Genomic DNA, 25,817 nt, shown 5'->3' on the forward strand with positions numbered 1-25,817 from the left:
CTGCTCACCGGCCGCGCTTCCCGCTGCCATGGCCGTCGCCGGCCTGGCCGGTCCCGGCCGTGTGGTCCTGGTCCGTGCCGCCCGGCGTGCCGCCCGGCGTGCTGCCGGACGTGCCGTTGCCGGAGGCACCGGTGTTGCCCGCCGTGCCGCTGCCGCCGTCTTCGGCGCCCTCGCCCGGCCTGCCCGTGCCGGCGGCCCTGCTCGGCGTGGCCTTCGCCCGCGCCAGCTGCTCGGAGCAGTATGCGGCGACCTCGGACTTGCCGCCGGCAGCCGCGACGAGGCGCTGCCAGACCTTCGAGTCGAGCGCCTTGCCGCGGCCCTTGACCTGCTCGTAGGCGCGGCAGTGGGCTTCGGTGTCCCGGGCGGTGGCCGGTCCGTCCGTCGGGCGGGGGCTTCCCGAGGGCGCCGACGGGGCCGCCCCGCCCGGCTCGTGCGGGGCGACCGCCGACGGGTGCGCGGTGCCCCGGCCGGCACCCGCACCCTCGGTGGAGGAGCCGGCGGAACCGATGGCCGCGACCGCGACACCACCCAGGGTGAGGCTGGCGAACACCACGCCGAGCGTCATCCTCACCGGGCGCCGCGCATGCCGCTCCGCCCGGGGGCGCCAGTCGTCCCGGCGCCGGGTACGTGCCCGGTGCGGCCCCGCGGCGCGGGCGGCCCGGAAGGCGGCCACGGCCCGCTGCTCGGCCTCGGGGTCGAGAGCGGCGGGGCGCAGGACGGCGGCCAGGACCGCTTCCAGCGCGGCCGCGTCATGCACGTCTCGAGGGTCGGACAGGATGCCGCCGGGCCGCACACGCCGACGGCCCCGAACTCCGCCGCCGTTCACCCGTTCATCCATGTCCGCTTCCGTTCCTGTTCGATTCACCGGGTTCATTTCGCCCCCAGCGCGCGGGAAGTCCCGTCCGGCACGCCCTTCTCCGCCTCGCCGCCGATGCCCAGCTGGCGTGCGAGGCGTTTCAGGCCCCGGTGGGAGGCCGTGCGCACCGCCCCCGGGCGCTTGCCGAGGACGCGTGCGGCGGCGGGACCGTCCAGGCCGACGACGACCCGCAGGAGCACGGCCTCGGCCTGGTCCTGGGGCAGCGCGCGGACCAGCTCCAGGGCCCGCTCGGTGGAGAGGGACTCCAGGGCCTGTTCATGGGTGCTGTGCGGACTGGGCAGGTCGATGACGTCCTGCTCGGTCCCGCCCGCCCGGGGCCGTACGCGCTGGCGACGCAGGTGGTCCAGCGCCCGGTGCCGGGCGATGGCCGCGGTCCAGCCGCGGAAGCCGGCGCCGTCGCCCTTGAAGCGTCCGAGGTCGCGGGCTATCTCCAGCCAGGCCTCGGACGCGACGTCCTCCGCGTCCTCGCCGACCAGGCGGTGCAGGTAGCCGAGCAGGCCCGGCTGCACGATCCGGTAGGCGACCGCGAAGGCGGTTTCGTCGCCGTCCTGGGCCCGCTCGACCGCAGCGCCCAGTTCCCCGTCGTACGCCTGTACGCGCCGGGGTTGCCGTACCTGGCCCAAGATTGCCCTCGTTTGCACCGGTCCATAGCGAGTCCGTGCCGTCCGCCGCGCTCCGGTCGCATCGACGGCCCGTATCGACGGCCCATGGTGATCTGCGTCTGTCGTCACGGAAATGTCACAAGCAACAGGCATCCCTCACATCCCCGCAGGTCCCGGGCGCCCGGCCCGTGCGGCCCGCCGCCCGGTCCGAAACGTGTGCCGGGGTGGCCGGAACCCCGTGCAGTGGTCGGGGCGCCGGCCACCCCTTTCTCTCCGTGCCGCTCACGGGGGGAGACAAGAACGGCACGGAGAGAGGCCGGGGGTGGGTTGCGGCCCCGGCGCCGAGGGGCGGTCGCCCTCGGTGTGCGCGGTTCCGAACCCGGCACTCGTCCAGCGCACGGCCTGCGTGAAACGTCACCCGGCGGGGGCGGCCGGGAGCGCGTCGACGCCGGGCCGAGGTGTAACAGATCTGGCCGGTTGTGCTCTTTCCATTCGGAGGACCATGCCGGTCGGCCAGGACAGAGGGGCACAACTCGTGCAGTGGACGGACGGAAGCGGCACAGCGTACGGCGGGGATCCGTACGGCGGGGCTCCGTACGGCGCGGATCCGTACCGCGGGGATCCGTACGGCGCGGATCCGCACGGCGGCTTCGGGGACGCGCATGGCTACGGCCACGCTCCCCACGGTGACGTCCTCACCGTGCCGCTGCCCCCGGTGGCGCCCCCGGAGTTCGACACATCCCGCCATCCCGCACCAGATCCGGCCATTCCGGAGAAGGAGTCGGTGCGGCCGGTCTTCGTGGACGCCTCGGGGCGCCGTCGGCGCCGCGTGCACCGCGCCGCCCGGCTGCTGCTGATCCCCGCCGGCGGCTACGTCGCCCTGCTGATCAGCACGGTGCTGGGCGGCCCCGGCGTCAGTTCCCCGTTCGTCCCGCAGTCGGACACCACGCACCCGCCGACGCCCGGCGTGTCCGCCCCCGATTCCCCGTCCGGTGCCGGCCACTCCGCGGGGAGCGCAGGTTCCGCCGCGGCGCACGAGAACTCCCGTTCCGCGGCACCGAGGACCTCCGGTCCGCCCCGCTCGCCGGCAACCTCGCCCGCCCCCGCGGTCACGGCGCCCGCCAGGACCACCTCCCCGACCCCCGTCGGCAACCCCAACCGCAAGGGGCGCGCCAACGGCTCCTCCCACAATCCCGTGAAGTGATCCCAGGCCCTGACGTGACCGATCGCCGCCGCAACGCCCCCTCCCACCGCCGCAGCCGTACCCGCCAGATCACCCCCCGCACCCACTGGCTGCTGCTGTGCGTGTTCGTCGTGACCCTGTCGATGACTCTTCTGGTGCAGGGCTACACCCACCACATGTTCGGGATCACCTCGGACGACGTGACCCGTGCCCGTGGCCGGACCGACGCGGTGCCCAGCCAGGTCACCCACGGCGGCCCCGTGATCGCGGACGCCGACGCCTCCGCGCACACCGCCCGGGTGAAGGCCCGCACCGTCGCACTCACCTTCGACGACGGCCCCGACCCCGTCTGGACGCCGCGCATCCTGGACGTGCTGCGCCGCGACCATGTGCACGCGACCTTCTTCGTCGTCGGAACCCAGGTCGTGGCCCACCCGGAACTGGTCCGCCGGATGGTCGCCGACGGCCACCAGATCGGCATCCACACCTTCACCCATCCCGACCTGTCCCGTCTCGCCCCCTGGCAGCGCTCCCTGGAACTGCGCGAGACGCAGCTCGCGGTGGCCGGTGCGGCCGGGGTCACCACCGCGCTGCTGAGGCCGCCGTACTCCTCGGGGAACGACGCGCTGGACGACGCCGACTGGTCCGTCCTGAAGCAGGCCGGCGCGGCCGGCTATGTCACGGCGCTCTCCACCCAGGACGCCGGGGACTGGCAGCGTCCCGGCAGGGACCGCATCCTCGCCCGTGCCACACCGCACGGCCGTGCCGGGCAGATCGTGCTGATGCACGACGGCGGCGGTGACCGGTCCCAGACCGTCGCCGCGCTGAGTGCTCTGATCCCCCGGCTCAAGGCCCAGGGCTTCCGGTTCGCGACGGTCGGCGCCGCGGTCGGGATGGCCGGGCCCGTCCGGCACGCCGGACCGGGCGACCACCTGTTGGGTCTGGCCCTCATCAAGCTGCTGCAGGCCGGTGACTGGGCCGTATGGCTGCTGGGCGTGCTGATGTACGCGGCCGGAGCGATCAGCGTGCTGCGCGCGGCGGTCGTGCTGGTCGCGGCCCGCCGGCACCGGCGGCTGCGGACGGGGCGCCGGGACAGGCTCTGGGGGCCTGCGGTCACCGAACCGGTCAGCGTCATCGTCCCCGCGTACAACGAGAGCGCCGGAATCGAGGCGGCCGTACGCTCCCTGCTCGCCTCGGACCATCCGGTGGAGATCATCGTGGTGGACGACGGTTCCACCGACGGCACTGCCGACCTGGTGGAGTCGCTCCGGCTGCCGGGGGTGCGGGTGATCCGGCAAGAGAACGCGGGCAAGCCCGCCGCACTCAACACCGGGCTCGCCGCCGCCTCCTGCGAGCTGGTGGTCATGGTCGACGGCGACACGGTCTTCGAACCCGACGCCGTCCGCACGCTCGTGCAGCCCTTCGCCGACCCCCGCGTGGGTGCCGTCTCGGGCAACGCCAAGGTCGTCAACCGCGGCGGCCTGCTGGGCCGCTGGCAGCACATCGAGTACGTGGTCGGCTTCAACCTCGACCGCCGCCTGTTCGACCTCGCCGAGTGCATGCCGACCGTGCCGGGAGCGGTCGGCGCGTTCCGCCGCCGGGCGCTGCTCGGCCTCGGCGGCGTCAGCGACGTCACCCTCGCCGAGGACACCGACCTCACCATGGCGCTGTGCCGCGGCGGCTGGCGCGTGGTGTACGAGGAGGGCGCGGTGGCCTGGACCGAGGCGCCCGCGTCCCTGAACGCCCTGTGGCGGCAGCGGTACCGCTGGTGCTACGGCACCCTGCAGGCGATGTGGAAGCACCGCGGCGCACTGGTCCAGCGCGGTGCCGCCGGGAAGCTGGGCCGCCGGGGCCTGGTCTACCTCCTCCTCTTCCAGGTCCTGCTGCCCCTGCTCGCCCCGGTCGTGGACGTCTTCGCCCTGTACGGCCTGGTCTTCCTCGACCCGGTCCGGATCATCGCCCTGTGGCTCGCCTTCCTCCTCCTGCAACTGTTGATGGGCCTGTACGCGTTCCGCCTGGACGGGGAGCGCCCCGGCCCGCTGTGGACCCTGCCGCTGCAGCAGTTCGTCTACCGCCAGTTGATGTACCTGGTGGTGATCCAGTCCCTCTTCACGGCACTCTCGGGCACACGGCTGCGCTGGCAGCGCATGGAGAGATACGGCAGCCTGCAGCAGCCGGCCGCCGGACAGCCCCCACAGGCACGGCCGGGCCATTCGGCTGCGCCGTGATGGCGCCTGCCGCGGCCGGCCCGCAGGCTGGGTAGGGACGCGCCGCCGCACACCGGGTGCCGGCAAGGCTCTGGGAGGACCGCGTGACCGCTCCGTCGCCCGCCACCGACGCACCGCCGGCCCGCTACGACGACCTGCGCGCCCTGGTGATCAACTGCACCCTCAAACGCTCGCCGGGGACCAGCAACACCCAGGGGCTGATCGACCGGAGCACCGCCATCATGGCCGCTCAGGGAGTGCACGTCGACGTCCTGCGAGCCGTGGACCACGACATCGCTACGGGCGTGTGGCCCGACATGACGGAGCACGGCTGGGAGACGGACGCCTGGCCGGACCTGTACCGGCAGGTCATGGCGGCCGACATCCTCGTACTGGCCGGCCCCATCTGGCTGGGCGACAACAGCTCGGTGATGAAGCGGGTGATCGAACGCCTCTACGCCTGCTCCAGCCTGCTCAACGACTCCGGCCAGTACGCCTATTACGGCCGTGTCGGCGGCTGCCTGATCACCGGCAACGAGGACGGCGTCAAGCACTGTGCCATGAACGTGCTCTACAGCCTCCAGCACCTCGGGTACACCATCCCTCCCCAGGCGGACGCCGGCTGGATCGGCGAGGCGGGCCCCGGCCCCTCCTACCTCGACCCCGGCTCGGGTGGCCCCGAGAACGACTTCACCAACCGCAACACCACCTTCATGACCTGGAACCTCCTGCACCTGGCCCGCGCACTGAAGGACCTCGGCGGCATCCCCGCGTACGGCAACCAGCGCACCGCCTGGGACGCCGGCTGCCGCCACGACTACGAGAACCCCGAGCACCGGTAGACACAGAACCGTCCCCGGCCCGGCAACTCAGCGGTTCTGCCCGGCATGGTCGACACCCCTGTGCGCGGAGACGTCATGCGGCGCAACGGTGGCAGGTTCTTCGACTGTTGGGTGCTTCGCTCATGGATCCTTGTTGATGCTGCGGGCCGTACCCCGGCGGGTGTGGCGGGCGCCACAGGAACTCGCCGGGGCGTGCGGGGAGTTACGAGTGTGAGCCATACAGAACCAGCAGAGTCGTTGCGTGCGCGCATCCGGGCAGGGGACCGTGCCGCCTTCGCCGACCTGTACGACCAGTACGCACGGGCGGTCTACAACCATGCTCTGCGGTTGACCGGCAACTGGTCGGAGGCCGAGGAAGCCATGTCCGAGACCTTCCTCGCCGCCTGGCGTACCCGGGAGACGGTGGAGCGGGAGGGCGGCTCGCTCAGACCCTGGCTGCTCGGCATCGCCACGCACAAGGCGCACAACGCCAACCGTGGTCTGCGCCGGCGGCTCTCCTTCCTGTCCCGGTACCCGGCCCCGGCGCCGGTCGAGGACTTCGCCGACGAGACGGCGGGCCGGATCGACGACGCCCGTCGCCTCGCGATGGTCCACGACGCGCTGCGCCGACTGCGGCGCCAGGACCGTGAGGTGATCGCCCTGTGCGTGGCGGCCGGACTGGACTACCGGCAGGCCGCCGAGGCCCTCGGCATCCCGGTGGGCACCGTGCGCTCGCGGCTGTCGCGCGCCCGTGCACGACTGGCCCGGCTCAGCGCCGCACACCCCGGCCAGGGAAAGACGGAACCGCCAAGCTCTCACGGAGAGATGGAGAGTGAGGCCGCGTTCGCGGCCCTGTTTCTGCAGGAGGAAACCCGATGAACGCCGACAACCTGCCCCACGCCGGAACGCCCCGGAGTCAGGCCGAGGAGTTGCTGGCGTCGTCCGAATGGGACCTCTCGCCGAGCCGCCATCTCCAGCACAAGGAAGTTCTGATGCAGCAGATCGACCGCGACCGCGACCGAGACCGTTCCCGCGACCGCGAGCACACCCTCGGCACCCTGCCGTCCCCCGCATCCCCCCGCCGCCGACTGCCGCGCCCGGCCCTGGTGTTGCCCCTCGCGTCGATGGCAGTGGCCGGAGCCCTCGTCGTCACGCTCTCCGGCGGCGGCCACGGCCCCGCCCCCGCGACCGCGGCCCCCGGCGCGAACGCCGGGCGGACCGATGCGTCCGTCACCCTCGACCGGATTGCCGCAGCGGCCATGACAACCGACCAGGTGCCGGTGAAGGACGGCCAGTTCGTTTACGTGAGGAGCCTGATCCGCGAGAACAAGGGCACGTTCGGCGGCCCCGTACGGCTGGGTGCCCTGCACAGCGATGAGTTCTGGATGTCACAGAACCCGGCCCCCGTCGCCCGGACGGGGTGGATGCGCGAGACCGGCAAGGACGCCGTCACGCCCGGTGAGGTCATCCCCGTCGAATCCACCACCCCGGTCCCGGTGGGCATCGACCGGCCCACGTACAAGTGGCTGGCCTCGCTGCCCACCGACCCCGACGCTCTGCTCAAGCTGCTCTACTCCCACACCAGGGTGGAGAAGGGTGACTCGAAGGACCAGGCCGTCTTCGAGAGGATCGGCGAGCTGCTGAACACGACGATCATGCCGCCCGCGAACGCCTCCGCTCTCTACAAGGCGGTCGAGAGGATCCCCGGCGTGACCGGCATCCCCGACGCCGTCGATGCCGCGGGCCGGCACGGCATCGGCATCACGCGCGAGGACGCCGGCTCCGCGACACGCAGTGAGTGGATCTTCGACAAGCACACGCTCACCTACCTCGGTTCGCGTGCGTACATGACCAAGAACAAGGTCGAGGGAGCCGAGGCCGACACGCTGTACGGCACGGACGCCGTCATGGAGCGCGCGGTCGTCGACCAGCACGGCAAGCAGCCTGCCAAGACCCACGGCTGACGGACGAGGCGCTGTCCGGGGGGCAGACACTCGACGTGTAGGTCCCCCTCCCTCACGACGTCGTCTTTTACACTTTCGATGTCGCACAGAGTGAGGGTCAATGTGAGAAGCGTGATCGAAGCGCTGCGTAGCCCGCGGCGCCCCCTAGTGCTCGGGGCGGTTCTGACTGCCGCGCTCGTCGTGCAGTCGGCTGTGCTCATCGCCCAGGATATGCAGATCGACGATTTGCAGACGCAGCCCGTCGACGGACAGGGGCATCTCGAGTCCGGTCCTCCCGGTCCGTCCGGTCCCCCCGGTCCTCGCGGCCCGGCCGGCCCCATCGGCCCGCAAGGCAAGGACGGTACCGACGGGAAGGACGGTAAGGACGGGACCAACGGGAAGGACGGGAAGGACGGAGCCCCCGGGAAGGACGCTGTCGCCCCCCCGCCGCCGCCGTCGTCGAGCTAGCCCCTCGGTGTCCGTCACACAGCGTGAGGAAGCATGTGAGTAGCGTAAACGAGGCGTTGCGAGGCCCGCGGCGCCGCCTTGTGCTCGGCGCAGTGATGACCGTCGCGCTCGTCGCGCAGTCAGCTCTGCTCGTTGCCCACCAGCAGCAGATCGACGAACTCCAACTACGGCGCATCGAACTCCAGGGGAAGGGCAACGAAGGGGCTCCGCCCGGCCCGCCCGGCCCCTCCGGTCCCTCTGGTGCGGCCGGCCCGACCGGCCCGACAGGTCAACCGGGGCGGCACGGGAAAGACGGTCATCACGGCAGGAGGGGTCACAACGGCAGGAGGGGGAGGCGCGGCAGGGACGGGCGGGTCATCTACGCCGTTCCGCCGGCGGTCAAGCCGGATCCGGCAAAAAGCCCGGATGAGCCGGACGATGCCGAGTAGAAGAGAACGCGCGCCAGTTGACCAGCGGTGGTGAGCCGCGCCGGAAGGGTTCACGATGGAGGTGGTGCGCCGAGGAAGATCGTGCCGAGGAAGTTCGTGATGACTACAGAGACTGAACTGCTCAAGACCGACGATCAGCGGCTTGAGGAGCTGTTTCGCGGGAGTCCGGCCGGTGAGATCCCCAAAGGCCCGATGGAGGGCCGGGCGATTTTTTCCGATGCAGGGCCTTGGGGTGCGAGGCTGCTCGCAGGCCTGGTGCATCTGTTCGCGTGGCGCGGCAAGGTCTTCAGCCCGGACGGCTACCTCAGCAACCGGCTCACACCGATGGACATTCTGTCCATTGTCGCCATGGTCGCTCCCGGCCCGAGCCTTCTGGACGGCCAGGAGTGCATCGTCATCGACTACTCCCACACGTCCCTGGTGTTCGGGGGCGTGCGCGATGAGATCCGCCAAGTCGGCCCGCATCTGTACCTGGGTCTGATCTGGCTGTCCGGCCGCAAGATCGGATGGTTCACGCTGCGTGACCCGGACAGCGGCAACGCATAGGGCGGAGCGCCCGCCGTCGGCAGCGCGGCTCCCGGCACGACGAAAGGCCCGATCGTGCGTCCCCTCCTCATTCCCGTCCCCATACCCCGCCCCATCCGCCTCCCCGTTCGCCTCCGCAGAGCAACACGGCGATCCTCGCGCGGCGTTGGAAGGACGGAGTTCTCCCGGCACCGCTCAGGCATCGCCCTCACCGCATCGGGCACCATGGCACTGGCCCTGACGGGACTTCCCGCAGCCACGCCCCCCGCCACGCCGGCCCCGTTGCGCGGAACGGTCACCAGCGCGGGACAGCCGCTGTCCCACGCCGACGTCACACTCTTCGCAGGAGACCGGCAGGGCGTCCGGACACTGGGGCGCGCCACGACAGACGCCGACGGAGCCTTCCAGATCCGGCCCGGCCGGCGCTCGGGCTCTGTGCTGTACGTCGAGGCCACGCCCACGCGCGACCGGTCGTTGCGTCTGCGCTCCGTCGTGGGGTTCGGCCCCGGGGGCGCAGTCGCCCAGCGCGCCGAGTTTGCTGTCACGGTCAACGAATTCACCACCGTCGCCGCCACGTACGCACTGGCCCAGTTCACCGGCCGGCACGGCATCACCGGGCCGAGCCCCGGCCTGGAGAACGCCGCGGCCACGTCCTACAACCTTGCCGACCCGGCTTCGGGAATGCCCGGCAAAGTCGTCGCCGACCAGAACAACGGCAGCAAGAACGACACCCTGGCCACGCTCGGCACCCTGGCGAACCTCGTCTCGCTCTGCGCGCCGGGAGCGGACACCGGGCGATGCCAGGACATGCTCCGCCAGGCGACACCGCCGCGCGGCAGGGCTCCCGGTGACACGGTGCAGGCGGTGCTCAACCTCGCCCGCAACCCGAGACTGGCCACCGGAAAGCTGTACGCCCTCGCCGCACAGGCACACACGTACACCCCCACGCTCACCGCAGCACCCGCGGCCTGGGTCCTGGCCCTGCACTACACCGCGCCCCAGGTCTACGCCCCCGGCCGGATCGCCATGGACGCCAAAGGCAACATCTGGGCCACCAACAACTGGCTGCCCGGCACACGAAACCCCAGCCCCTACGTCACCGTGCAGGACCCGGTGGGCACCCCCACCCTGAACAGCCCCATCAGCGGCGGCGGCATGAAGGCGGGTGCCTGGGGCATCGCCATCGACCACCAGGGCTCCGTCTGGGCGCCCAGCTACGCGGGCGCAGCCATGTCGAAGTACTCGTCGGCCGGTGAACCGCTGTCACCCAGCACGGGATTCAAGAACGGCGACCTCAATCACCCCCAGGGCACCGCCGTCGACCAGAAGGGCAACATCTGGATCGCCAACTTCTACGGCCTCAAGGGCAACCGCGGTAAGGGAAGCGTGATCGTCTACCCCCACGGCGACCCCTCGAAGGCGATCACCATCACCGGCGGCGGCCTCGACCATCCGTTCTCGCTCCAGATCGACGGCTACGGCCGGGCCTGGGTCTCCAACGCCCGCTTCAACGGGGCGAAGCTCATGGACGCACGCCCGCTCACGGGCCACGCGGGCGGCAGTGTCACCGTCATCGGCCCCGACTTCAAGCCGACCTCGTTCTCCCCGATCAAGGACGCCTCGCTCGACTGGCCGCTCGGACTCGCCGTCGACTCCAAGAACAACGTCTGGGTGCCCGACTTCCTCAGTAACTCGGTCACCGAACTCGGGTCCGACGGAAGGGTCACGGGCGTACACAAACTGCCCACGACCATCGCTCCCTGGTCCGTGGCCATCGACGGGTCCGACCGCGTGTGGGTCGCCGGCTTCGGCGCCCCCTCCGTCTCCGTCCTGTGCGGCGTGAACACCAGCGCGTGCCCGCCCGGCTCTTCCACCGGCTCTGTGCTGTCACCGCCCGACGGCTACCGCAGCAACTCCATCCAGCACCTCACCGCCGTCCAGCTCGACCAGTCCGGAAACGTCTGGCTGGCCAACAACTGGTCCAAGCTCGTCCCACCCACCGGCGGCAACGGCTTGGTCGAACTCATCGGAGTCGCCACGCCCGTCTGCACACCCTTGCAGCCTCTACCGGCCCGCCCGGCATCCACCAGCACGACCGCCTGCCCGATCCAGACCAGCACCCAGCCCTGACCAGGCGTCACCAACCAAGCGCATCCTCGTCGGCTCGCGCGTCCCGGGCCGGCATGACCGGGCGTGCGTCGTGGCAGGTGAAGCCGAGGCGGTTCAGTGCCCGGCGCATCTCACTCGTCGTGAAGTCCCGGCGGTTCAGCCTGGTGATCACTTCCCCGACCTGCATCACGGGGTAGACGCGGCGGTCGATGGTCACGGACACGCCGGTGACGGGTTCGGGCGTGATGCCACTCATCGACTGCTCGACCTCACTCTTGATCAGGTCGAAGGGGAATCTGGCGATGACACAGCGCATGGATGCCTCCACAGGGGCGGGGACGAACTCCTCGACCCGTGCTCCTTGGCCGTTCTTTCGGCCGGTGCCCGGCGAGGACCTCCTCGATGCGGCGTATCGAGGAATTCTCTTCGGCGGCCGGGGTCGCACGAGGATTCGCAAGAATGGGCCGAAGATAATGCGAAAAGCCGGGCTTCTCGGTGCTGAAGCCGGGGTGCGAGTCATCCGGGAAATCCGGGACTGGGGAAAGCAATGAGCTGGGGCCCGCACCCCAAGAGCGCGGGCCCCAGCCACATGGTTCGCGTCAGTGTCAGGCGGGAACGATGTTCTCGGCCTGCGGGCCCTTCTGGCCCTGCGTGACGTCGAAGGTAACCTTCTGGCCTTCCTGAAGCTCGCGGAAGCCCTGGGTGGCGATGTTCGAGTAGTGGGCGAACACGTCAGCGCCGCCGCCGTCCTGCTCGATGAAGCCGAAGCCCTTTTCCGCGTTGAACCACTTCACGGTGCCAGATGCCATATTGAATCTCCCTCGGGGGGCAGTACCGGATCTCCGCACTTTACGGAGCCGAGTCGCCGCGATGATCACCCCTCCGGAAAGATCCGGAAAGCTCTGCAAAGAAAATATCTCTGGCAACCAAAACTGCAACTGCTATCACGTTAACACAGGTCGGGTCGAAGTGGGCCTGTGTTTTCGGAAGTGTCCGGTAATCCTCATCCGGCTGGAGTCCGGATTTCTGTCACGGCGGGACTAGATATTCGTACCCTGCTCGTCCAGCTTCCGGCGTATGTCCCGGTTCAGGCGAAGGGCGTCGTCGAGCTGGTTCTCCAGAGAGATGATGCGGCACGCGGCCTCGACAGGGGTGCCCTGGTCGACCAGCTCGCGGGCGCGGGCGGCGATGCGCAACTGGCGGCGGGAGTACCGGCGGTGGCCGCCTTCCGACCGCAGGGGAGTGATCAGCTCGGCTTCACCGACGGCCCGGAGGAAGGCGGGGGTGGTACCGAGAACGTCGGCGGCGCGCCCCATGGTGTAGGCGGGATAGTCGTCGTCGTCGAGGTTGCCGGTGACTGGGGCTTTCTCGGCGGGCATAGCACCTTCGTTTCGGGGGACACGGAGAGGGGCCCGGGCGTGCGCGGCACCCGCACTCGGAAGAATTCAGCGCCATCTGCCCCGTGCGGCAAGCCTAACTCCGGCAGGCACGGACATGTGGTCTCGCCATGGCAGATGTGCCAGGAACGACGTGCGTCGCCGGACGGGACGAATCAGCGCAATCAGCCTGCGAAGTGACCCTGCTTCGGTGTCAGCCCGACCGCGGACATGAGCGAGGCGGCGGCCCGCTCGGACGCCTCCGGTGGCACGACCAGCAGATCCCGGGGGCCCTCGGTACGGTCAGGTAGACGCAGGCGGGCGGAGAGGTCCTGGTCGGGCAGGCGTGGTTCCCCGCGGGATCCGGCACGCCGATGGCACGCCCGGTCCGCCGGCCTTGCCCCACTCGGGGAGATACGCACATCAGAGGTAGGTTTGGATCAAGGTCGGCAGTGATCTGCCGAGGACATGGATGCCGGGCTGGAGCACGGGGGAGTCTGACCAACTCGCTCGTCGGGCCACGGCTCGCGGAACGGGGGACTCATGACCAGGCACCAGTGCGGGCCCGCTGCGGCGGGCGCGGTTGCCGTCGGCGGCGCGCTTCGATCACGACGGATCGTATGACCGGGGAATCAAGCTCTCCCTGAAGAAACGACTGGAACGGCGCAGTCGTGGAGTTCGGCGTGTGCCGAGCCGACTGGGCCGCCCGTGAGGGACCACCAGCATGCCAAGAGCTCCACACATGTTGAGGAAACGTGCGCATAACTCGCATACATAAGCTACTGATGTCAGCCGGTGCGCTCGTCCTGGCGACCGCCACGCCCGCCATCGCAGACACCCCTCGCCCGATCGCACCCTCCATCAGCCCCGCACCCTCCACAACACCCTCTACGCCCGCACCCTCCGCCGACGATGGCGATGCGGCCGAAGACGACCAGTGGACGAGCGAAGCGGCCGAGGACTTCTGGACACCCCAGCGGATGGCCGCGGCCACACCGGACTCCCCCCGCCCCGAGGCGCCCGCAGGCTGGAAGCCCGCCGCACGCCTGTCGGCTGCGGCAGCCGCCAAGGACGGCTACTACTTCGGAGGCGTCCCCACCGTCGGTACCTTCTTCCACTACACACGGAACCCCGCCACCGACCGGCTGGAAGGGCGTTTCTGCTCGGCCAGTGTCATCGACAGCCCGCAGGGCAACGTCATCCTGACCGCCGCACACTGCTCGGGCGGAAGCAAGGGCATGTTCGTGCCCCGCTACGACGGCGCGGCGAGGAACCCCGCCCCCTACGGCCGGTTCCCGGTGCAGAAGTGGATCCGCGATTCCCGCTGGTACACGGTGGGCGGCAACCCCACCCGTGACGCCTACTCCGACCTGGACTACGCCTTCGCCCGGGTAGGCACCAACAGCAGCAACCACAGCCTGCAGAAGGCTGTCGGCGCCGCTCTCAAGCTCGGCCAGGTGAACGGCGACTACAGCCAGACCGTGACCGTGGTCGGCTACCCGGGAAGCCACAACCCGAAGAACCGGCCGATCATCTGCCCCGGCGTCACAACCCGGCAGCTTCCCGGCTACCGGCAGATGCGCATGGAGTGCGGCGGCTTCTACGGAGGCACCTCCGGAAGCCCCTGGATCACCGGTCTGAACACCACGACCGGCAGCGGAACCGTGATCGGCAACCTCGGCGGCTACTACGGAGGCGGCCTGGAGAACGACAGCGACCGCATCTCCTTCGCCGTCACCTACGACAAGCGTGCCCTGGAGATCTACGCCGCCGCGAAGAACAACACCGAACCGCAGCAATACCCGCGTGGCTACAGCATGTACCCCACCGGCGGCGGCCTGTGGACCAACGCCAAGAAGTTGGCCTCCGGTGACTACAACGGCGACGGCAGGACCGACATGATCGTGGTCTGGACGGACGGCGAGGTCACCCTCTACGCCGGTGACGGCAAGGGCGGCTTCTCCGGCGAGAAGAGGATCACCAAGTCCGACACCTGGAAGGACGCCAAGGTCATCGCCGGAGGCGACTTCACGGGCAGCGACTCCTCCGACCTCGTCGTCGTCTGGGTGGACGGCGAAGTCACCCTCTACACCGGCGACGGCAGGGGCGGATTCGCCAAGGAGACGCAGCTCCACAAGCCCGACGACACCTGGCGGAACGCCATCCAGATCACGGCCGGACGCTACAGCGACAACAAGTGGACCGACGACCTCATGGTCCGTTGGGCGGACGGGGAACTCTCCCTCTACACCGACGTCGACGGCCGGGGCCTCCTCCACGAGCACAAGCTCAGGGACCCCAACGACACCTGGAAGCACGCCACGATCCTCACCGCCGGCAACTTCACCGGCGGCTCCAACTGGGACGTGATAGTGCGCTGGTCGGACGGCGAGCTCTCGCTCTACCGCGACGCGGGCCCCTCCAGTGTGGGAACGGAAGTCCGGATGTTGTCCTCTAACCGGCTGTGGACCCACGCCTCTGTCATGACCGCGGGCGCCTACACACAGGGCGAACCCGACGACCTGCTCGTGCGTTGGTCGGACGGTGAGACCACCCTCTACACCGACACCTCCACCACCCTCGGCCGTGAACACATGCTCGTGCCGCCCAAGGCCGGCTGACCCCCCTCTCAGGAAGGCGAGGTACGCGCGATGTACCTGCGCACTGCAGCAACTGCTCTCACCGCGGCCGTCATCGGCTTCACGGGCTCTCACACAGCCTCGGCGGCGGACGGTCCGGGCCTGAGCGTCAGCATCCGCGGAAACGACAGCGACAGCACCGCAGACGGCCCCCTTCAGCAGGGTGCGCCCGTCGTGGTCACGTCCGACGTCGACCTGACCTCCCTGGCCGCGGACGGCAACGGCAGCTTCACCGTGAAGTCTCCGGCGTTCACCAAGGACGTGACCGTGGAGCTGCGGAAGAACAGCTTCGGGGAGGGCAACGGCACCATCAGCTGCGACATCGGGCCGGGAAGCTACCCGGTCGACATCGCCGGGCAGCACGAGAAGTCCGCAGCGATCGGCGACCGGGGCCACCTGACCATCACGGTCAAGGACGACAACGGCCGGTACTGCGAGCAGTCGGCCGGTTCCTTCAGCCGCACCGGCACCGTTGCCGCAGTCGGCGGCGGCGCGCTGCTCCTCACCGCCGTCGGCTACACCGCCGTGCGCCGCCGAAGGACCAGGAACACCTGACCCCGGACGAGAATCGCGATCCGGCAGGACTGCGGGTCCGACCGCGGCAGCGGCATGGACTGGTCACTGGGTCTTGCAGCCGCCGGCGTTGCTGCGGGCCGCGAGCGCCGAAGGGCGATGGCCGCAGCACTTCGCCCCGCCGGATGGCCGACGGGGCGAAGTGGACGGGACCGGAACCGGCCGGCGGCGGCCGTTGGTGTCGGCTCAGGCCCCGTGCGTGAACTCGGACCATCGATGACTGTGCGGACGGCCGCACTCTTGGTGGCCCTGAGCAGTGGGCCGTCCTGTGCGTCTACTTGGTGAAGGCCGCGACACCGTTCGGGGTACCCAGGCCCGTCGGACCGTCGAACCCCTTGCCCGCCTTGCACAGGTAGTCGCTGCAGGACCCGTTGGAGCCGTCGGTGACGTCGTTCAGCTTGTCAGGGTGGGCGTAGGGGTACGAGGCCGGAACGTCATCGGAGCCCGGGGTGCCCGCGAGGGCGTAGACACCGGCGACGAACGGCGCGGAGGCGCTGGTGCCGCCGTACACGTTCCAGCCGTTGGCCTGGTAGCTGTCGTAGACGGCGAGACCGGTCGCCGGGTCGGCGACGGCCGCGACGTCGGCGACGGCGCGCTTGGTGCAGCCGGTGTCCTTCTGCCAGGACGGCTTGGCGTCGTACTGCGAGCAGCCCGAGCCCGCTCCGTCGCCGCCGGCGGACGTGCCCCAGACGGACTCGGAGTAGCCGCGGGTGCTGCTGTCCTTCTTGAGCGAGGTGCCCCCGACGGCCGTCACGTACTGCGAGGCGGCCGGGTACTCGACGCCGTAGCCGCTGTCGCCGGAACTGACGGTGATGGCGACGCCGGGGTGCTTGAAGTACTGGTCGTCCGCGGAGGTGTCGGCGGCTTCCTCGTTGCCGCCGTAGCTGTTGGAGACGTACTTGGCGCCCTGCTTGACGGCCTGGTTCACGGCCGCGCCGAGGTCCTCCATGCTGGCGGACTTGGCCTCGACGAGCAGGATGTGGCACTGGGGGCAGGCCGCGCTGACCATGTCGACGTCGAGCGAGATCTCGCCCGCCCAACCCGCGTCGGGCGCCGGGTAGTTCGTGCCGCCGTCCTGGTCGATCTTCTTGAAGCAGCCGTTGCTCGTGCTGCACTCCGGCAGGCCGTACTGGGACCGGTAGGTCGCCAGGTCCTTCTCGGCGTTCGGGTCGTCGTTCGCGTCGACGATCGCGACGGTGGCGCCCTTGCCGCCGTCCTTGGGGAGGTTGTAGGCGGCCTGCAGGTCGGCCGGTCCGAAGCCCTTGGGGGTGTCGTGGCGGCCGAGGGACTTCTGCGCCTTGAGGTCGCTACGGACGACCGCCTCACACGCCATGTAGCCGGGCTTGCTCGGCTCCGAACAGAGGCGGTGGGTGTGCACCGTGGAGGTGGACGCGGAGGTCGTGGGCGATGCCGTGGCCGTCGTCGCGAAGGCCGCCGACTGTGAGGCGACGGTCAGGCCGCCGGTTATCAGAGCCGCTGCAGACAGGAGTGCGGGTGCGCCGCGACGTATCAGGTTCCTTCTGCGGTGAGAACGCAATGAACTGCCCTCCGTGGGGGGATGGGTGGCTCCACTACGACGGCCGGAAGCATGTCATGTCACGTGCATGACAAACGCTTTCCGTTGGGGGTGGCCGAGTGGGGCCGACTTTCGGGCATGGTGCTGGTTACTGCCACCCCGGTCAGTGGTGGCTACAGACGAGGCTATGGATTGTTTGCTGAAGAGAACAGGGCCAGTTGGTAAAACCTTTCCCTCAACTCCCTGGCATCGGCAGGTACCTTGTGCACCCATGGAGCTGGAAGTTGGAACCATCAACGACCTGATGTCGCTGGGCCTGGCCCGGTACGAGGCACGGGTCTACCTGACACTCATCAGGCGTGGTTCTTACACGGCCGCCGAGGTGGCCCGGGAAGCCGATGTGCCGCGCCAGCGCGTGTACGACGTGCTGGACGCGCTCGTACGGCGGCAGCTGGCCACCACCCACCCCGGGCGAGTGGCCACGTACTCCGCCGTCACGCCCGAGTTGGCCCTCGCCCGGCTGATGGCTGTGCAACGGGAGTCCGTCGACCGGCTGGAGCGGGTCTCACAGGGCTTGGCCGGCGTCCTGCAGCCGCTGTGGTCCCAGGGGCGGGAGCACACCGATCCGCTGGACTACATCGAGATTCTGCGCGACCCGAAGGCGATCTCCGAGCGCTTCGCCGACATCCAGCGGCAGGCGCGACACGAACTTCTCACCTTCTGCAAACCGCCGTTCGTCGCACCCGCCGAGAACGCGGAGGGCATAGCTGTGGTCCATCGACTCCACCGGGCCGGCGGCACCGTCCGGGCGATCTACCTCGACGACGCCCTGGACGATCCTGAGACGGTGGAGCACGTGCGGCGCTTCGCCGCCGCAGGAGAGGAAGCCCGCTTCGCCCCCGAACTGCCCCTGAAGCTCGTCGTCGCCGATGCCTCCCTCGTCCTGTGCGACATGCCCGACCCGGTGGCCGGTGCCGGCTCCACCACCACACTCTTCATCGAGCACCCGGCCCTCGCGAGCTGCCTGCGACTGGCCTTCCACACCGTGTGGACGGCCGCTGCGCCCAGGCCGGAGCCCGGCCTGACGCCGTGAGGAGCATGTATTCGGCACCGGCGGCCCCTTCGGCGTCTCATCGCGGTCCGGGGCCGGCTGGACGGCCGCGCTCGGGTCCGCCGCGGCCGTCTGGAATCCGGCCGCCCTGCGACTCGTCGGTTTCGCCTTACGGGCAGACAGCCCGCGGATAGCTGTCGAAACCACCTCTAGGCAGCCTTGGGCCGCACCGCACGCGTGCCCGGGACGGGCTCCTGTGCATCCTCGGACCAGAAGCTCTCGTCTTCTCCGAAGTCCGGGGCCTGGAAGGGTTGTGTCGTCGGAGGCGGCGATACTGCAGTGGAACGGCGGGGTTGCCCTTCCAGGGCGGAGAACAGCGACGTCGGGTCGATGAGAGGTCTGCCTTTCGTTACAGGTCCCTGACGGGGCCTGGCGTGCCGTGACCGGGCACAGCGGTCCTACAGCTTGGTCATCTTGGCGTACGGGCTCAAGATCCGCATTTGCGCAGAGCCGAAATCCACGAGCGCCGCGATTCCGTCCTCGATGCCGACTACCCGGCCGAGGCCGTACACGTCATGTGTGACCTGGTCGCCCATGGCGAAGTACTTGGGAGCCGGGGTGACCGGGGCCTTGAAGGGGCTGGTGGGCAAATGACGCTTCGGCGCCGCAGGCTTTGTCATAGCTCAGTATGAGCCTACGTGCATCCCGCTCGCTGTGGCCGTCGGCAAACTCCAGCAGCTCCCAACCCCCAGCGGGTGCACGAGACGACGCCGGCTGCGTGCGGCGTTCGGCACCCCGTCTCGCCGTTTCCCCTCTTCCGCGGGTCAGGGGCGTGTTTCTGTCCGTCCAGGCCCTCAGTCGGAGAAGTCCTGGGTGAGCCAGACGGTGCCGCCGGGATCCCGGTGGACCGCGATGCCGATGTGGGTGAAGGTGCTGCTCAGGATGTTCCGGCGGTGGCCGTCGTCGGGTGGTTGCTCGTTCAGCATGGCCTGGGTCAGGTTGACGGCGGCCCGGGTGATCTGCTGGGCCTCTGGGCCTGAAGAGGCTCTCCCGATGTTCTCGCCCGCGAATCCCCAGTCGACGCCCTGGGCTCTTTCCCTGGCACCCAACGGGGCTTCGCCTGGGCACTGATGGGACAGACCGCACCCGTCGTCCATCGCGGTGTTGTGCCCCTGCGCGCTGTAGGTGAGCCCGTCGGTGACGGTGTAGGGCGGCAGGCCGTGGGCGGCTCGCGCCTGGTTGATCACAGTGAGGACCTGCGCGACCGCGCCGGGTTCGGCGGCCGGCTGCGGAGTCGGGGCGGTTGAGGGGGTGAGCGTGGGGTGGGGCGGGGACGTCGTGGCCGGTCGCGCCGCGACGGCCGGCGTCCGGCTCGGCGAGGCCGTAGGCCGACGGGTGACCGGGTGCGGAGGGAGGTGAGGTGCAGGGCGGGACATCGGCACCGGCTTGGTGGCCGCGACCCTGGGGTCGGCCTTCTGGGTACCGTGCGGTGAGCCGAGGGCTACGGATATCGCGGTGGCTGCGACCGTCACCGCGGCTCCTCCGGCCCATACGTGCGCACCCCGGGGCCGGAGTCGGGGCCGTGGCCGGCGGTGGCCGGCCGGCCGGCGGGCACCCAGACCGTTCGGGCAGTGCTCTGCGTGCCCCGCCCCCGGCCGGGCCACGGCGCCGGAGTTGCCGCCGCTCGCATCGCTCAGCTTGGCGGCGGCGGAGCTGAAGCCCACCGTGCCGCCGCCCACTTGGGCCGTGTCCCGGAGGAGGCCCGCGGCCGGCGGCACGAGGGCGACGCCGACAAGGAGGGCCTGCGCCGGTATCAGTCCGCTGCGTCGATCCGAGCAGGCCCTGCAGCCGCGGACGTGACGGGATATGCGCTTGCGCCACAGCCCGGACGGAACGCCGTCCCAACGTGCCACGACGGGCTCCAGCCGCGGGCAACGAGACGCCGCCGACAGCGCGTGTACCACCGCCCGGGCAATTTCCAGTTGTGTCTTCATCCGCTGCACCCGTACCGCTACGTACCGGGCGGGCAGTTTCAAGGCGCCGGCCACTTCCGAGCGGGTCAGCTCGCCCGCGGCCTCCAGCCACCACAACGACAGCAGGGCGTGATCGTCCTCGTCCAGCCATCGGGTCGCCTCGGCGACCTCCCGGCGTTGACCCGAAAGCCCCAGCCGGATGATGGTCAGGTCGACGAAGTCGGCCCCCGGGTCGGCCAGTTCGGCTACTTCGTCCACCCTGGCATCGGCGACCGATGCCTGTTTACTGCGCCAGTCCCGGCGTATCTCGTTCATCGTGACGGCCACCAGCCACGAGCGGAACCGGTCGGGTCTGCGCAGGTCGGCCAGCCCCTCCAGCGCGCGAAGCATGGTCTCCTGCACCACGTCGTCGACGTCCGCGTGGCCGCGCAGTGCACGTCCGACGATGTTGTAGACCAGCGGCAGGTACTCGGCGATCAGTTCGTTCCGCGCGCGCTCGTCCCCTGCCTGGGCGTTCGCGACGACCGCTGCTTCGTTCTCCAACGTCATGTCCGTCCTCGCTTCCCCTCAACGTCAACGTATCTGCATGCCTTCGATACCTGGGAGACCCCGCCGGAGCGGGCGGATAACAGAAATTCGGAGATTTTTTTCGACGCCACATTGACGCCGATGTAGGCAAATTTGGGACATCCGAAGGATTTGCCGTGTCATCGGGGATGACGTCGCTCGACAAGCGCCGTATCGCGGCGCCGAGTTCGTCGATGGATGAACCCGCATCCTGGCTGTGGCCTGCGGCGTTCGCCGGGCCGTTGAGGTTCCTGATGACCCCTGTCCCGACAACAGCTTTGTGATCAGTGCCACTTGGCACTTGCTTTGAGGCGCGTGGTGCGACTAGTTTCCTCTGCTCGTTGGACATGCCTTCGAAAGCGTCCACTTCAAGAGATCTGTGGCAGCCCTGAAATCCATGAAGGGCCCTGCCCAAGGTTTCCGAACTTCTGGTTTTCAAGCGCGAGTCATTTGCCCCTTCGGGCGGGCGAGATCGCGTTTGTGGCGTGACTGGCGGGCCGCGGCACCCGCACCGGACACCCCTCCTGATCGGCTCACCCGAGCAGACGTTGTCAGGGGCCTGACAGTCATCACGCCGTTCACATCCATCACTGGAGGACATCCATGAGTCGTGCTTCCCACAAGTGGAAGGCCATCAGCGGCAGGTCGCGCACCGTCATCGCGCTCGTGACGGGGGGAACGATCGCAGCCGTGACCGTCGGCGTCTCCTCGGCGAGCACCGACGTACCCGATCACGAGTCGGCCACCGTCCAGGCATCGCAGACGGGCCACGGCAAGCTGCCCCATGGCCTGGGCGCTCTGCCGTCCCGGTCGAAGTGGCGCGAGTCCGTGCTGCGCCATTCGGTCGAGTCCCGGCTGGTGGCCGCCGCCCCCCGTGTGGTGGGCGCCGGCACATCGCCGGAGACGCTCCGCACCGCCCTTCCCGCCAGTGTCGACCTCACCAAGTACGCCGCCACGCCCGGCAATCAGGGCCAGGTCGGCTCATGTGCCGCGTGGGCCATCGACTACACGGCCTACACCATCCTGGAGAGGGAGCAGAAGATCTCCGCCTACCCCCGGGCGCCCATGTACACCTACGCCCAGATCTCCAAGGGGCACGACGGCGGCAGCTCGCCGCAGCAGCACTTCAACATAGCCATGTCACAGGGCATCGACTCCAGGCCCCACTACTGGCAGGGAGACTTCGACTACACGACCCAGCCGACCGCGAAGGAGAGAGCCAACGCCGCGCACTGGAAGCTGTCCGGCTACACCCCGCTGCACACCGGCAGCCAGATCAAGGACGACGTGAAAGCCGCGCTGGCCAAGGGTGAGCCGGTCCAGATCTCGATCAAGGTTTACGACAGCTTCTTCTACCTCACGCCCCAGAAGGCCGCCTCCTACACGTACTACCCGGCCGCCGGAGAGAACTACGCGGGCGGCCACGGGGTCACCATCGTCGGCTACAACAGCCAGGGGGTGCGGGTCGAGAACTCCTGGGGCACCGGCTGGGGCGACCACGGATTCGTCAACCTGTCCTGGAAGTACCTGGCCAGCAACCAGCTGATGGAGGCCAACGCCGTCGGCAAGCTCATCCACAAGCCGTAAAGCCCCCGACAGAGCCGACGAGCCCTGACCGGCCGGCTGTCTCAGACGGTTGCCGGCAGGTGCTCGGGCACCCAGCAGCCGTGCTCGTCGAGCATGGAGTCAAAGCGGTTGGCGAGCATCAGCAGGTAGCCGTCGCCTTCGGGGGCCCGTCGCGCCGGGGGACGAAGATGGCCTCCTGCGCGGTCGGTGTGGGGCCGAGCCGGGGCCCCGGCGCGGCGTGATCCGGGGCTGCTCGGCGGCCCGGCCCGCCGCTCACCCCGGTCGACGTACAGAGAGGGAAGGCTGGGCCGCTTCCCCGGCACCGCCCTCCACGTCACTTCCCGCGCCACCTTCCGACCCGCCCCCCGTGGCAGCCCCCCAGATCCTCGCCGCCACGTTCCGCGCGAACTCGGTCGGCGACGGCTCGTTCGGCAGCTGCGCGGGCACCGTCGTGCCTTTCCTGCTGCCTGCCCGGTCGGCGAACAACGCGACGGTCAGGGCGAGCCGGCCGTCGTAACCGGTGGTCCACACGGTGCGCCGGGTGATGCCACCCCCTGCCCCGTAGGTGGCGAACACCTTCGGCTCCGCCGGGCCGGCGGCGACGGGCGCCGGCCCGGCCCCCGTTCGTACGCCCGCCAGGATCGCCTCCTTCTCGCCCAGCACGCGCCGCACGTCGGGACGCGCCCGGTAGACGGTGCGGCCCTCCCGGGTGATGCGCGCGACGGTGTACGGGGTGGCGTACCTGCCGTTCGCCGCCACCGTCGCGTACGCCGAGGCCAGGTTCAGCGGGGTCGGCGCCGCCGTGTTCAGCAGTCCGCGCAGCGGCTCGCCCACCCGCTTCACCTTGCTGAACGGCTTGAGGGCCGTCCCCGCCTCCACCGCCCCGCTCACCGCGTCGTTGAACGGCTGCCGCGCGTAGTCCGAGCCCCCGTACAGCAGCCGCACCGCTCCGTCGCCGGGCACCATCCCCACGACGGCGGTGTGCAGCCGGACGCCCTTGCCCCCGGGATGGTCCTGGACCAGTTGTGTGGTGCTGTCCTGCAGCGCCAGGTCGAAGGTGGTCGTCACGCTGTAGCCGCCACTCGCGAGCTGGTCCTCGGTGATGCCGAGCCGGTCGGCGGCCTCCTTCGCGGCGATGTCGATCAGATACTGCCGCTGCCCCTCGGTCTCGCCCGGCGGATAGAACCGGAACGCCGGGAAGCGCGCGGCGGCCCGCTGCTTCGCCGTGATGCTCCCGCTCGCCGCCATCGCGTCGAGCACCCACTCCCAGCGGTTCTCCAGCTTCGCGGTCACCTTCGGATCCGAGCCCGCTTTCTCGTAGTACGAGGGGATGTTGATGATGGACGCCAGCGCCGCGCCCTGCGCGACCGTCAGGCTCTTCGCGTCCACGCCGAAGTAGTTGCGCGCGGCCGACTGGATCCCGGCGGCGCCCCGGCCGAAGTACACGGTGTTCAGATAGCCCTCAAGGATCTCGTCCTTGGAGCGGGTGCGGTCCAGCTTGATCGCGATGAGCGCCTCGCGCACCTTGCGGGACAGCGAATGCTCCGGGCTCAGCAGCGCGTTCTTCACATACTGCTGGGTGATGGTGGAGCCGCCCTGTGGGTCGCCGCCCGTCAGCGTCGCCAGCATGGCCCGCGCGATGGCCCGCGGTGAGATCCCGTTGTCCGTACGGAAGGAGCGGTTCTCCGCGGCGATCACCGCGTCCTGCACATACCGGGGGACCGCGGACAGCGGGACGTCCTGCCGGTCGACCGGTCCGCGCCGGCCCAGGTAGGCGCCGTCCGAGTCGAGGAACACGGTGCTCTGGGTGACGGTCTCGGGGTGCGGCTTCGGAATGGGCGTCAGGTGGTACGCCACGACGGCCGCCGCACACAGCATCGCGATCAGCGTGAGGAAGGCGTAGAACAGGCGGCGAAGTCGCCGGCCCCGGGTGCGCCGGAACCGGATCCGCAGCGGCGCGCGCTCACGGGGCCGGGGCATCGACAGCGTCCCCTTCCTCAGCAACCGTGCCGCGCCGCGAGCCGGTCGCGGCCGGTCTGCCCCGTTTCCGTCTTTTTCGTTCCCGTTCCCGTCCCCGTTCATATCCGCCACCACTCGCTGTCCGATCGTGCGGCGACCTTGCCCGAGGCGTCGTACACCGTGACGATCGGCTCGTCCCCGCCCGCGGAGAACAGCATCCCCATGTCCTTCCTGGGCAGCGGCGCGCTCGCGTACCAGACGCCCCAGCCCGGGCTGCCCGCCAGGACGAGGACCTTCGCGGTGACCTTGCCGTCGCCGGTTCTCACCTCGACGCGACCCGGCTCGCTGCTCAGGCCGTGGAAGAGGCCTGACAGGAAGAACCCGCCTTTCACGCCGTCCACCCGCAGGGAGACGCCCGGTTCGCCGTGCGGCACGTGGTTGTCGTCCCCTGGGACGGCCACGGGCCCCGACCAGTGCCCACCGTCGGCCGTCAGCCACACCCGTACCCCCGGCCCGGCTGTCACCCGCTCGCCCGGCGCCACGACCCGGATCGGGCTCGTCGCCGGGCGGGCGCCGCCCTCTGCCCGGGCTCCGGAGGTCCCGTTCCGAGCACCGCCGCTCCCGAAAAGGTCGGCGGTGAGAAGGGCGACGGGCATGAGCAGCGCCGCGCAGGCGGCCGAGGCCACGGCGAGGCGTCGTCGCCGCCGGATGCGGCCCCGTGCCTGGAGTTCGGCCAGCGGCACCCCGGGCGGGACGAGGTCCTCGACGGCACGGGCGTAGACCTCACGGAGCCGTCCGGGGTCGGTGCCCGCCGCTTTCAGACCGTGTCTGGCATGGGCACGCACCGCGCCCACCGAACAGCCCAGCAGCTGGGCTATCTCCACGTCCGCCAGCCCCTCCCAGACCCACAGCACCAGAACGGCCCGCCGTCGCGCCGCCCGCCGTCCGTGCAGCCGGCGCACATGGCCCTGCACCAGACAGCGCCGCACATAGAAGTCCACGTCGTCGCGCGGAACGCCTCGCCACCGCGCGCACATCCGCACCAGCGTTCTCCGTGCCAGTTCCTCCGCCGCACCGGGGTCGTCGGTGAGCAGCCGAGCGGTCACGACCAGCCGGGACCAGTGCGTCCGGGCGTACGTGGCGAAGTCGTGGTCGGCGGGGAACGCGTCGGGGGTCAAAGGCACGTGGGCGGTCCTTCGGCTCGGGAACTCGGTCGTGGCCGAACGCGCAGGCGTCCGTCCTGGTCGGGCAACTGTTCGGCCGTGCGGGTAGATTGAGCAGCCGACGAGCCAACACCGCCGAGGGAAAGGGAGCCTGGAACCCGTGTGCGCCGTCTTCCCGGTGGGCTTGCGTTTCGCTGGATCCGACTACGCGGCCTGCGCGACCTACGGGACCTGTACGCACGGCGGAGGCGGGCGGGTTGCAAGGAAAGGG

General features: G+C 70.1%; 21 protein-coding genes. 11 read left to right on the top strand and 10 right to left on the bottom strand.

Annotation, left to right across the window (positions count from 1 at the left end; genetic code table 11):
• Positions 1 to 4 precede the first annotated feature (4 nt).
• Together ACWD3E_RS11685 and ACWD3E_RS11690 are read right to left on the bottom strand one after the other, a co-directional pair.
• Entirely contained in the window at positions 5 to 757 is a 753-nt protein-coding gene (locus ACWD3E_RS11685) for a hypothetical protein (RefSeq protein ID WP_451387360.1), read from the bottom strand.
• Between the two features lie 113 nt (positions 758 to 870).
• Entirely contained in the window at positions 871 to 1,500 is a 630-nt protein-coding gene (locus ACWD3E_RS11690; protein WP_451387361.1) for an RNA polymerase sigma factor, read from the bottom strand.
• A 514-nt stretch (positions 1,501 to 2,014) separates the two neighbouring features.
• On the opposite strand from ACWD3E_RS11690, the gene ACWD3E_RS11695 reads away from it, so the two are divergent.
• The 7 genes from ACWD3E_RS11695 to ACWD3E_RS11725 all read left to right on the top strand — a co-directional run bounded on the left by ACWD3E_RS11695 (position 2,015) and on the right by ACWD3E_RS11725 (position 11,184).
• A complete protein-coding gene (locus tag ACWD3E_RS11695; protein ID WP_451387362.1) occupies positions 2,015 to 2,683 on the top strand; it encodes a hypothetical protein in 669 nt (222 codons plus the stop codon).
• Between the two features lie 14 nt (positions 2,684 to 2,697).
• Positions 2,698 to 4,890: a bifunctional polysaccharide deacetylase/glycosyltransferase family 2 protein gene (locus tag ACWD3E_RS11700; RefSeq protein WP_451387363.1), complete on the top strand. Its 2,193-nt coding sequence runs from the start codon at positions 2,698 to 2,700 to the stop codon at positions 4,888 to 4,890.
• An 83-nt stretch (positions 4,891 to 4,973) separates the two neighbouring features.
• Complete coding sequence (locus tag ACWD3E_RS11705; protein WP_451387364.1) at positions 4,974 to 5,711, top strand: flavodoxin family protein; 738 nt, start codon at positions 4,974 to 4,976, stop codon at positions 5,709 to 5,711.
• 237 nt (positions 5,712 to 5,948) lie between these two features.
• Positions 5,949 to 6,569: an RNA polymerase sigma factor gene (locus ACWD3E_RS11710; protein ID WP_451387659.1), complete on the top strand. Its 621-nt coding sequence runs from the start codon at positions 5,949 to 5,951 to the stop codon at positions 6,567 to 6,569.
• A complete protein-coding gene (locus ACWD3E_RS11715; RefSeq protein WP_451387365.1) occupies positions 6,566 to 7,654 on the top strand; it encodes a CU044_5270 family protein in 1,089 nt (362 codons plus the stop codon). Before ACWD3E_RS11710 ends, ACWD3E_RS11715 begins: the two co-directional genes overlap by 4 nt.
• Before the next feature lie 974 nt (positions 7,655 to 8,628).
• Positions 8,629 to 9,075, top strand: a complete 447-nt coding sequence (locus tag ACWD3E_RS11720; RefSeq protein ID WP_451387366.1) for a hypothetical protein — start codon at positions 8,629 to 8,631, stop codon at positions 9,073 to 9,075.
• Positions 9,076 to 9,279: 204 nt separating this feature from the next.
• The gene (locus tag ACWD3E_RS11725; protein ID WP_451387367.1) at positions 9,280 to 11,184 is read left to right on the top strand and encodes an NHL repeat-containing protein; all 1,905 of its coding nucleotides are present in this window, start codon (positions 9,280 to 9,282) and stop codon (positions 11,182 to 11,184) included.
• 7 nt (positions 11,185 to 11,191) lie between these two features.
• Here the strand turns inward: ACWD3E_RS11725 and ACWD3E_RS11730 are convergent, their stop codons facing one another.
• The 3 genes from ACWD3E_RS11730 to ACWD3E_RS11740 form a co-directional block, all read right to left on the bottom strand.
• Complete coding sequence (locus ACWD3E_RS11730) at positions 11,192 to 11,479, bottom strand: SCO5918 family protein (protein WP_451387368.1); 288 nt, start codon at positions 11,477 to 11,479, stop codon at positions 11,192 to 11,194.
• A gap of 289 nt (positions 11,480 to 11,768) precedes the next feature.
• The gene (locus ACWD3E_RS11735) at positions 11,769 to 11,972 is read right to left on the bottom strand and encodes a cold-shock protein (RefSeq protein ID WP_069779708.1); all 204 of its coding nucleotides are present in this window, start codon (positions 11,970 to 11,972) and stop codon (positions 11,769 to 11,771) included.
• 231 nt (positions 11,973 to 12,203) lie between these two features.
• The gene (locus ACWD3E_RS11740) at positions 12,204 to 12,542 is read right to left on the bottom strand and encodes a helix-turn-helix domain-containing protein (RefSeq protein WP_451387369.1); all 339 of its coding nucleotides are present in this window, start codon (positions 12,540 to 12,542) and stop codon (positions 12,204 to 12,206) included.
• Positions 12,543 to 13,324: 782 nt separating this feature from the next.
• Here ACWD3E_RS11740 and ACWD3E_RS11745 point away from each other — a divergent pair.
• Both ACWD3E_RS11745 and ACWD3E_RS11750 read left to right on the top strand, forming a co-directional pair.
• Positions 13,325 to 15,160, top strand: a complete 1,836-nt coding sequence (locus ACWD3E_RS11745) for an FG-GAP-like repeat-containing protein (protein WP_451387370.1) — start codon at positions 13,325 to 13,327, stop codon at positions 15,158 to 15,160.
• A gap of 30 nt (positions 15,161 to 15,190) precedes the next feature.
• A complete protein-coding gene (locus ACWD3E_RS11750) occupies positions 15,191 to 15,733 on the top strand; it encodes a hypothetical protein (protein WP_451387371.1) in 543 nt (180 codons plus the stop codon).
• Between the two features lie 292 nt (positions 15,734 to 16,025).
• On the opposite strand, the gene ACWD3E_RS11755 is transcribed toward ACWD3E_RS11750, so the two are convergent.
• Positions 16,026 to 17,084 carry a S53 family peptidase gene (locus tag ACWD3E_RS11755; protein WP_451387372.1) on the bottom strand — a complete coding sequence of 353 codons (1,059 nt, stop codon included), beginning with the start codon at positions 17,082 to 17,084 and terminating at the stop codon, positions 16,026 to 16,028.
• Between the two features lie 454 nt (positions 17,085 to 17,538).
• On the opposite strand from ACWD3E_RS11755, the gene ACWD3E_RS11760 reads away from it, so the two are divergent.
• The gene (locus ACWD3E_RS11760) at positions 17,539 to 18,360 is read left to right on the top strand and encodes a TrmB family transcriptional regulator (RefSeq protein WP_451387373.1); all 822 of its coding nucleotides are present in this window, start codon (positions 17,539 to 17,541) and stop codon (positions 18,358 to 18,360) included.
• Positions 18,361 to 18,776: 416 nt separating this feature from the next.
• Here the strand turns inward: ACWD3E_RS11760 and ACWD3E_RS11765 are convergent, their stop codons facing one another.
• Both ACWD3E_RS11765 and ACWD3E_RS11770 read right to left on the bottom strand, forming a co-directional pair.
• A complete protein-coding gene (locus ACWD3E_RS11765) occupies positions 18,777 to 18,998 on the bottom strand; it encodes a hypothetical protein (RefSeq protein WP_451387374.1) in 222 nt (73 codons plus the stop codon).
• Between the two features lie 174 nt (positions 18,999 to 19,172).
• Positions 19,173 to 20,840 carry a sigma-70 family RNA polymerase sigma factor gene (locus tag ACWD3E_RS11770; protein WP_451387375.1) on the bottom strand — a complete coding sequence of 556 codons (1,668 nt, stop codon included), beginning with the start codon at positions 20,838 to 20,840 and terminating at the stop codon, positions 19,173 to 19,175.
• A 621-nt stretch (positions 20,841 to 21,461) separates the two neighbouring features.
• Between ACWD3E_RS11770 and ACWD3E_RS11775 the strand changes: the two genes are divergently transcribed.
• On the top strand, positions 21,462 to 22,445 hold the full coding sequence (locus ACWD3E_RS11775) for a C1 family peptidase (protein WP_451387376.1): 984 nt from the start codon (positions 21,462 to 21,464) through the stop codon (positions 22,443 to 22,445).
• A 252-nt stretch (positions 22,446 to 22,697) separates the two neighbouring features.
• Here ACWD3E_RS11775 and ACWD3E_RS11780 read toward each other — a convergent pair whose 3' ends face one another.
• Positions 22,698 to 24,404, bottom strand: a complete 1,707-nt coding sequence (locus ACWD3E_RS11780) for a transglycosylase domain-containing protein (protein ID WP_451387377.1) — start codon at positions 24,402 to 24,404, stop codon at positions 22,698 to 22,700.
• A 98-nt stretch (positions 24,405 to 24,502) separates the two neighbouring features.
• Positions 24,503 to 25,567, bottom strand: a complete 1,065-nt coding sequence (locus ACWD3E_RS11785) for a sigma factor-like helix-turn-helix DNA-binding protein (protein ID WP_451387378.1) — start codon at positions 25,565 to 25,567, stop codon at positions 24,503 to 24,505.
• Positions 25,568 to 25,817: the final 250 nt, after the last annotated feature.

This window comes from Streptomyces sp. NPDC002676 (assembly GCF_053592455.1).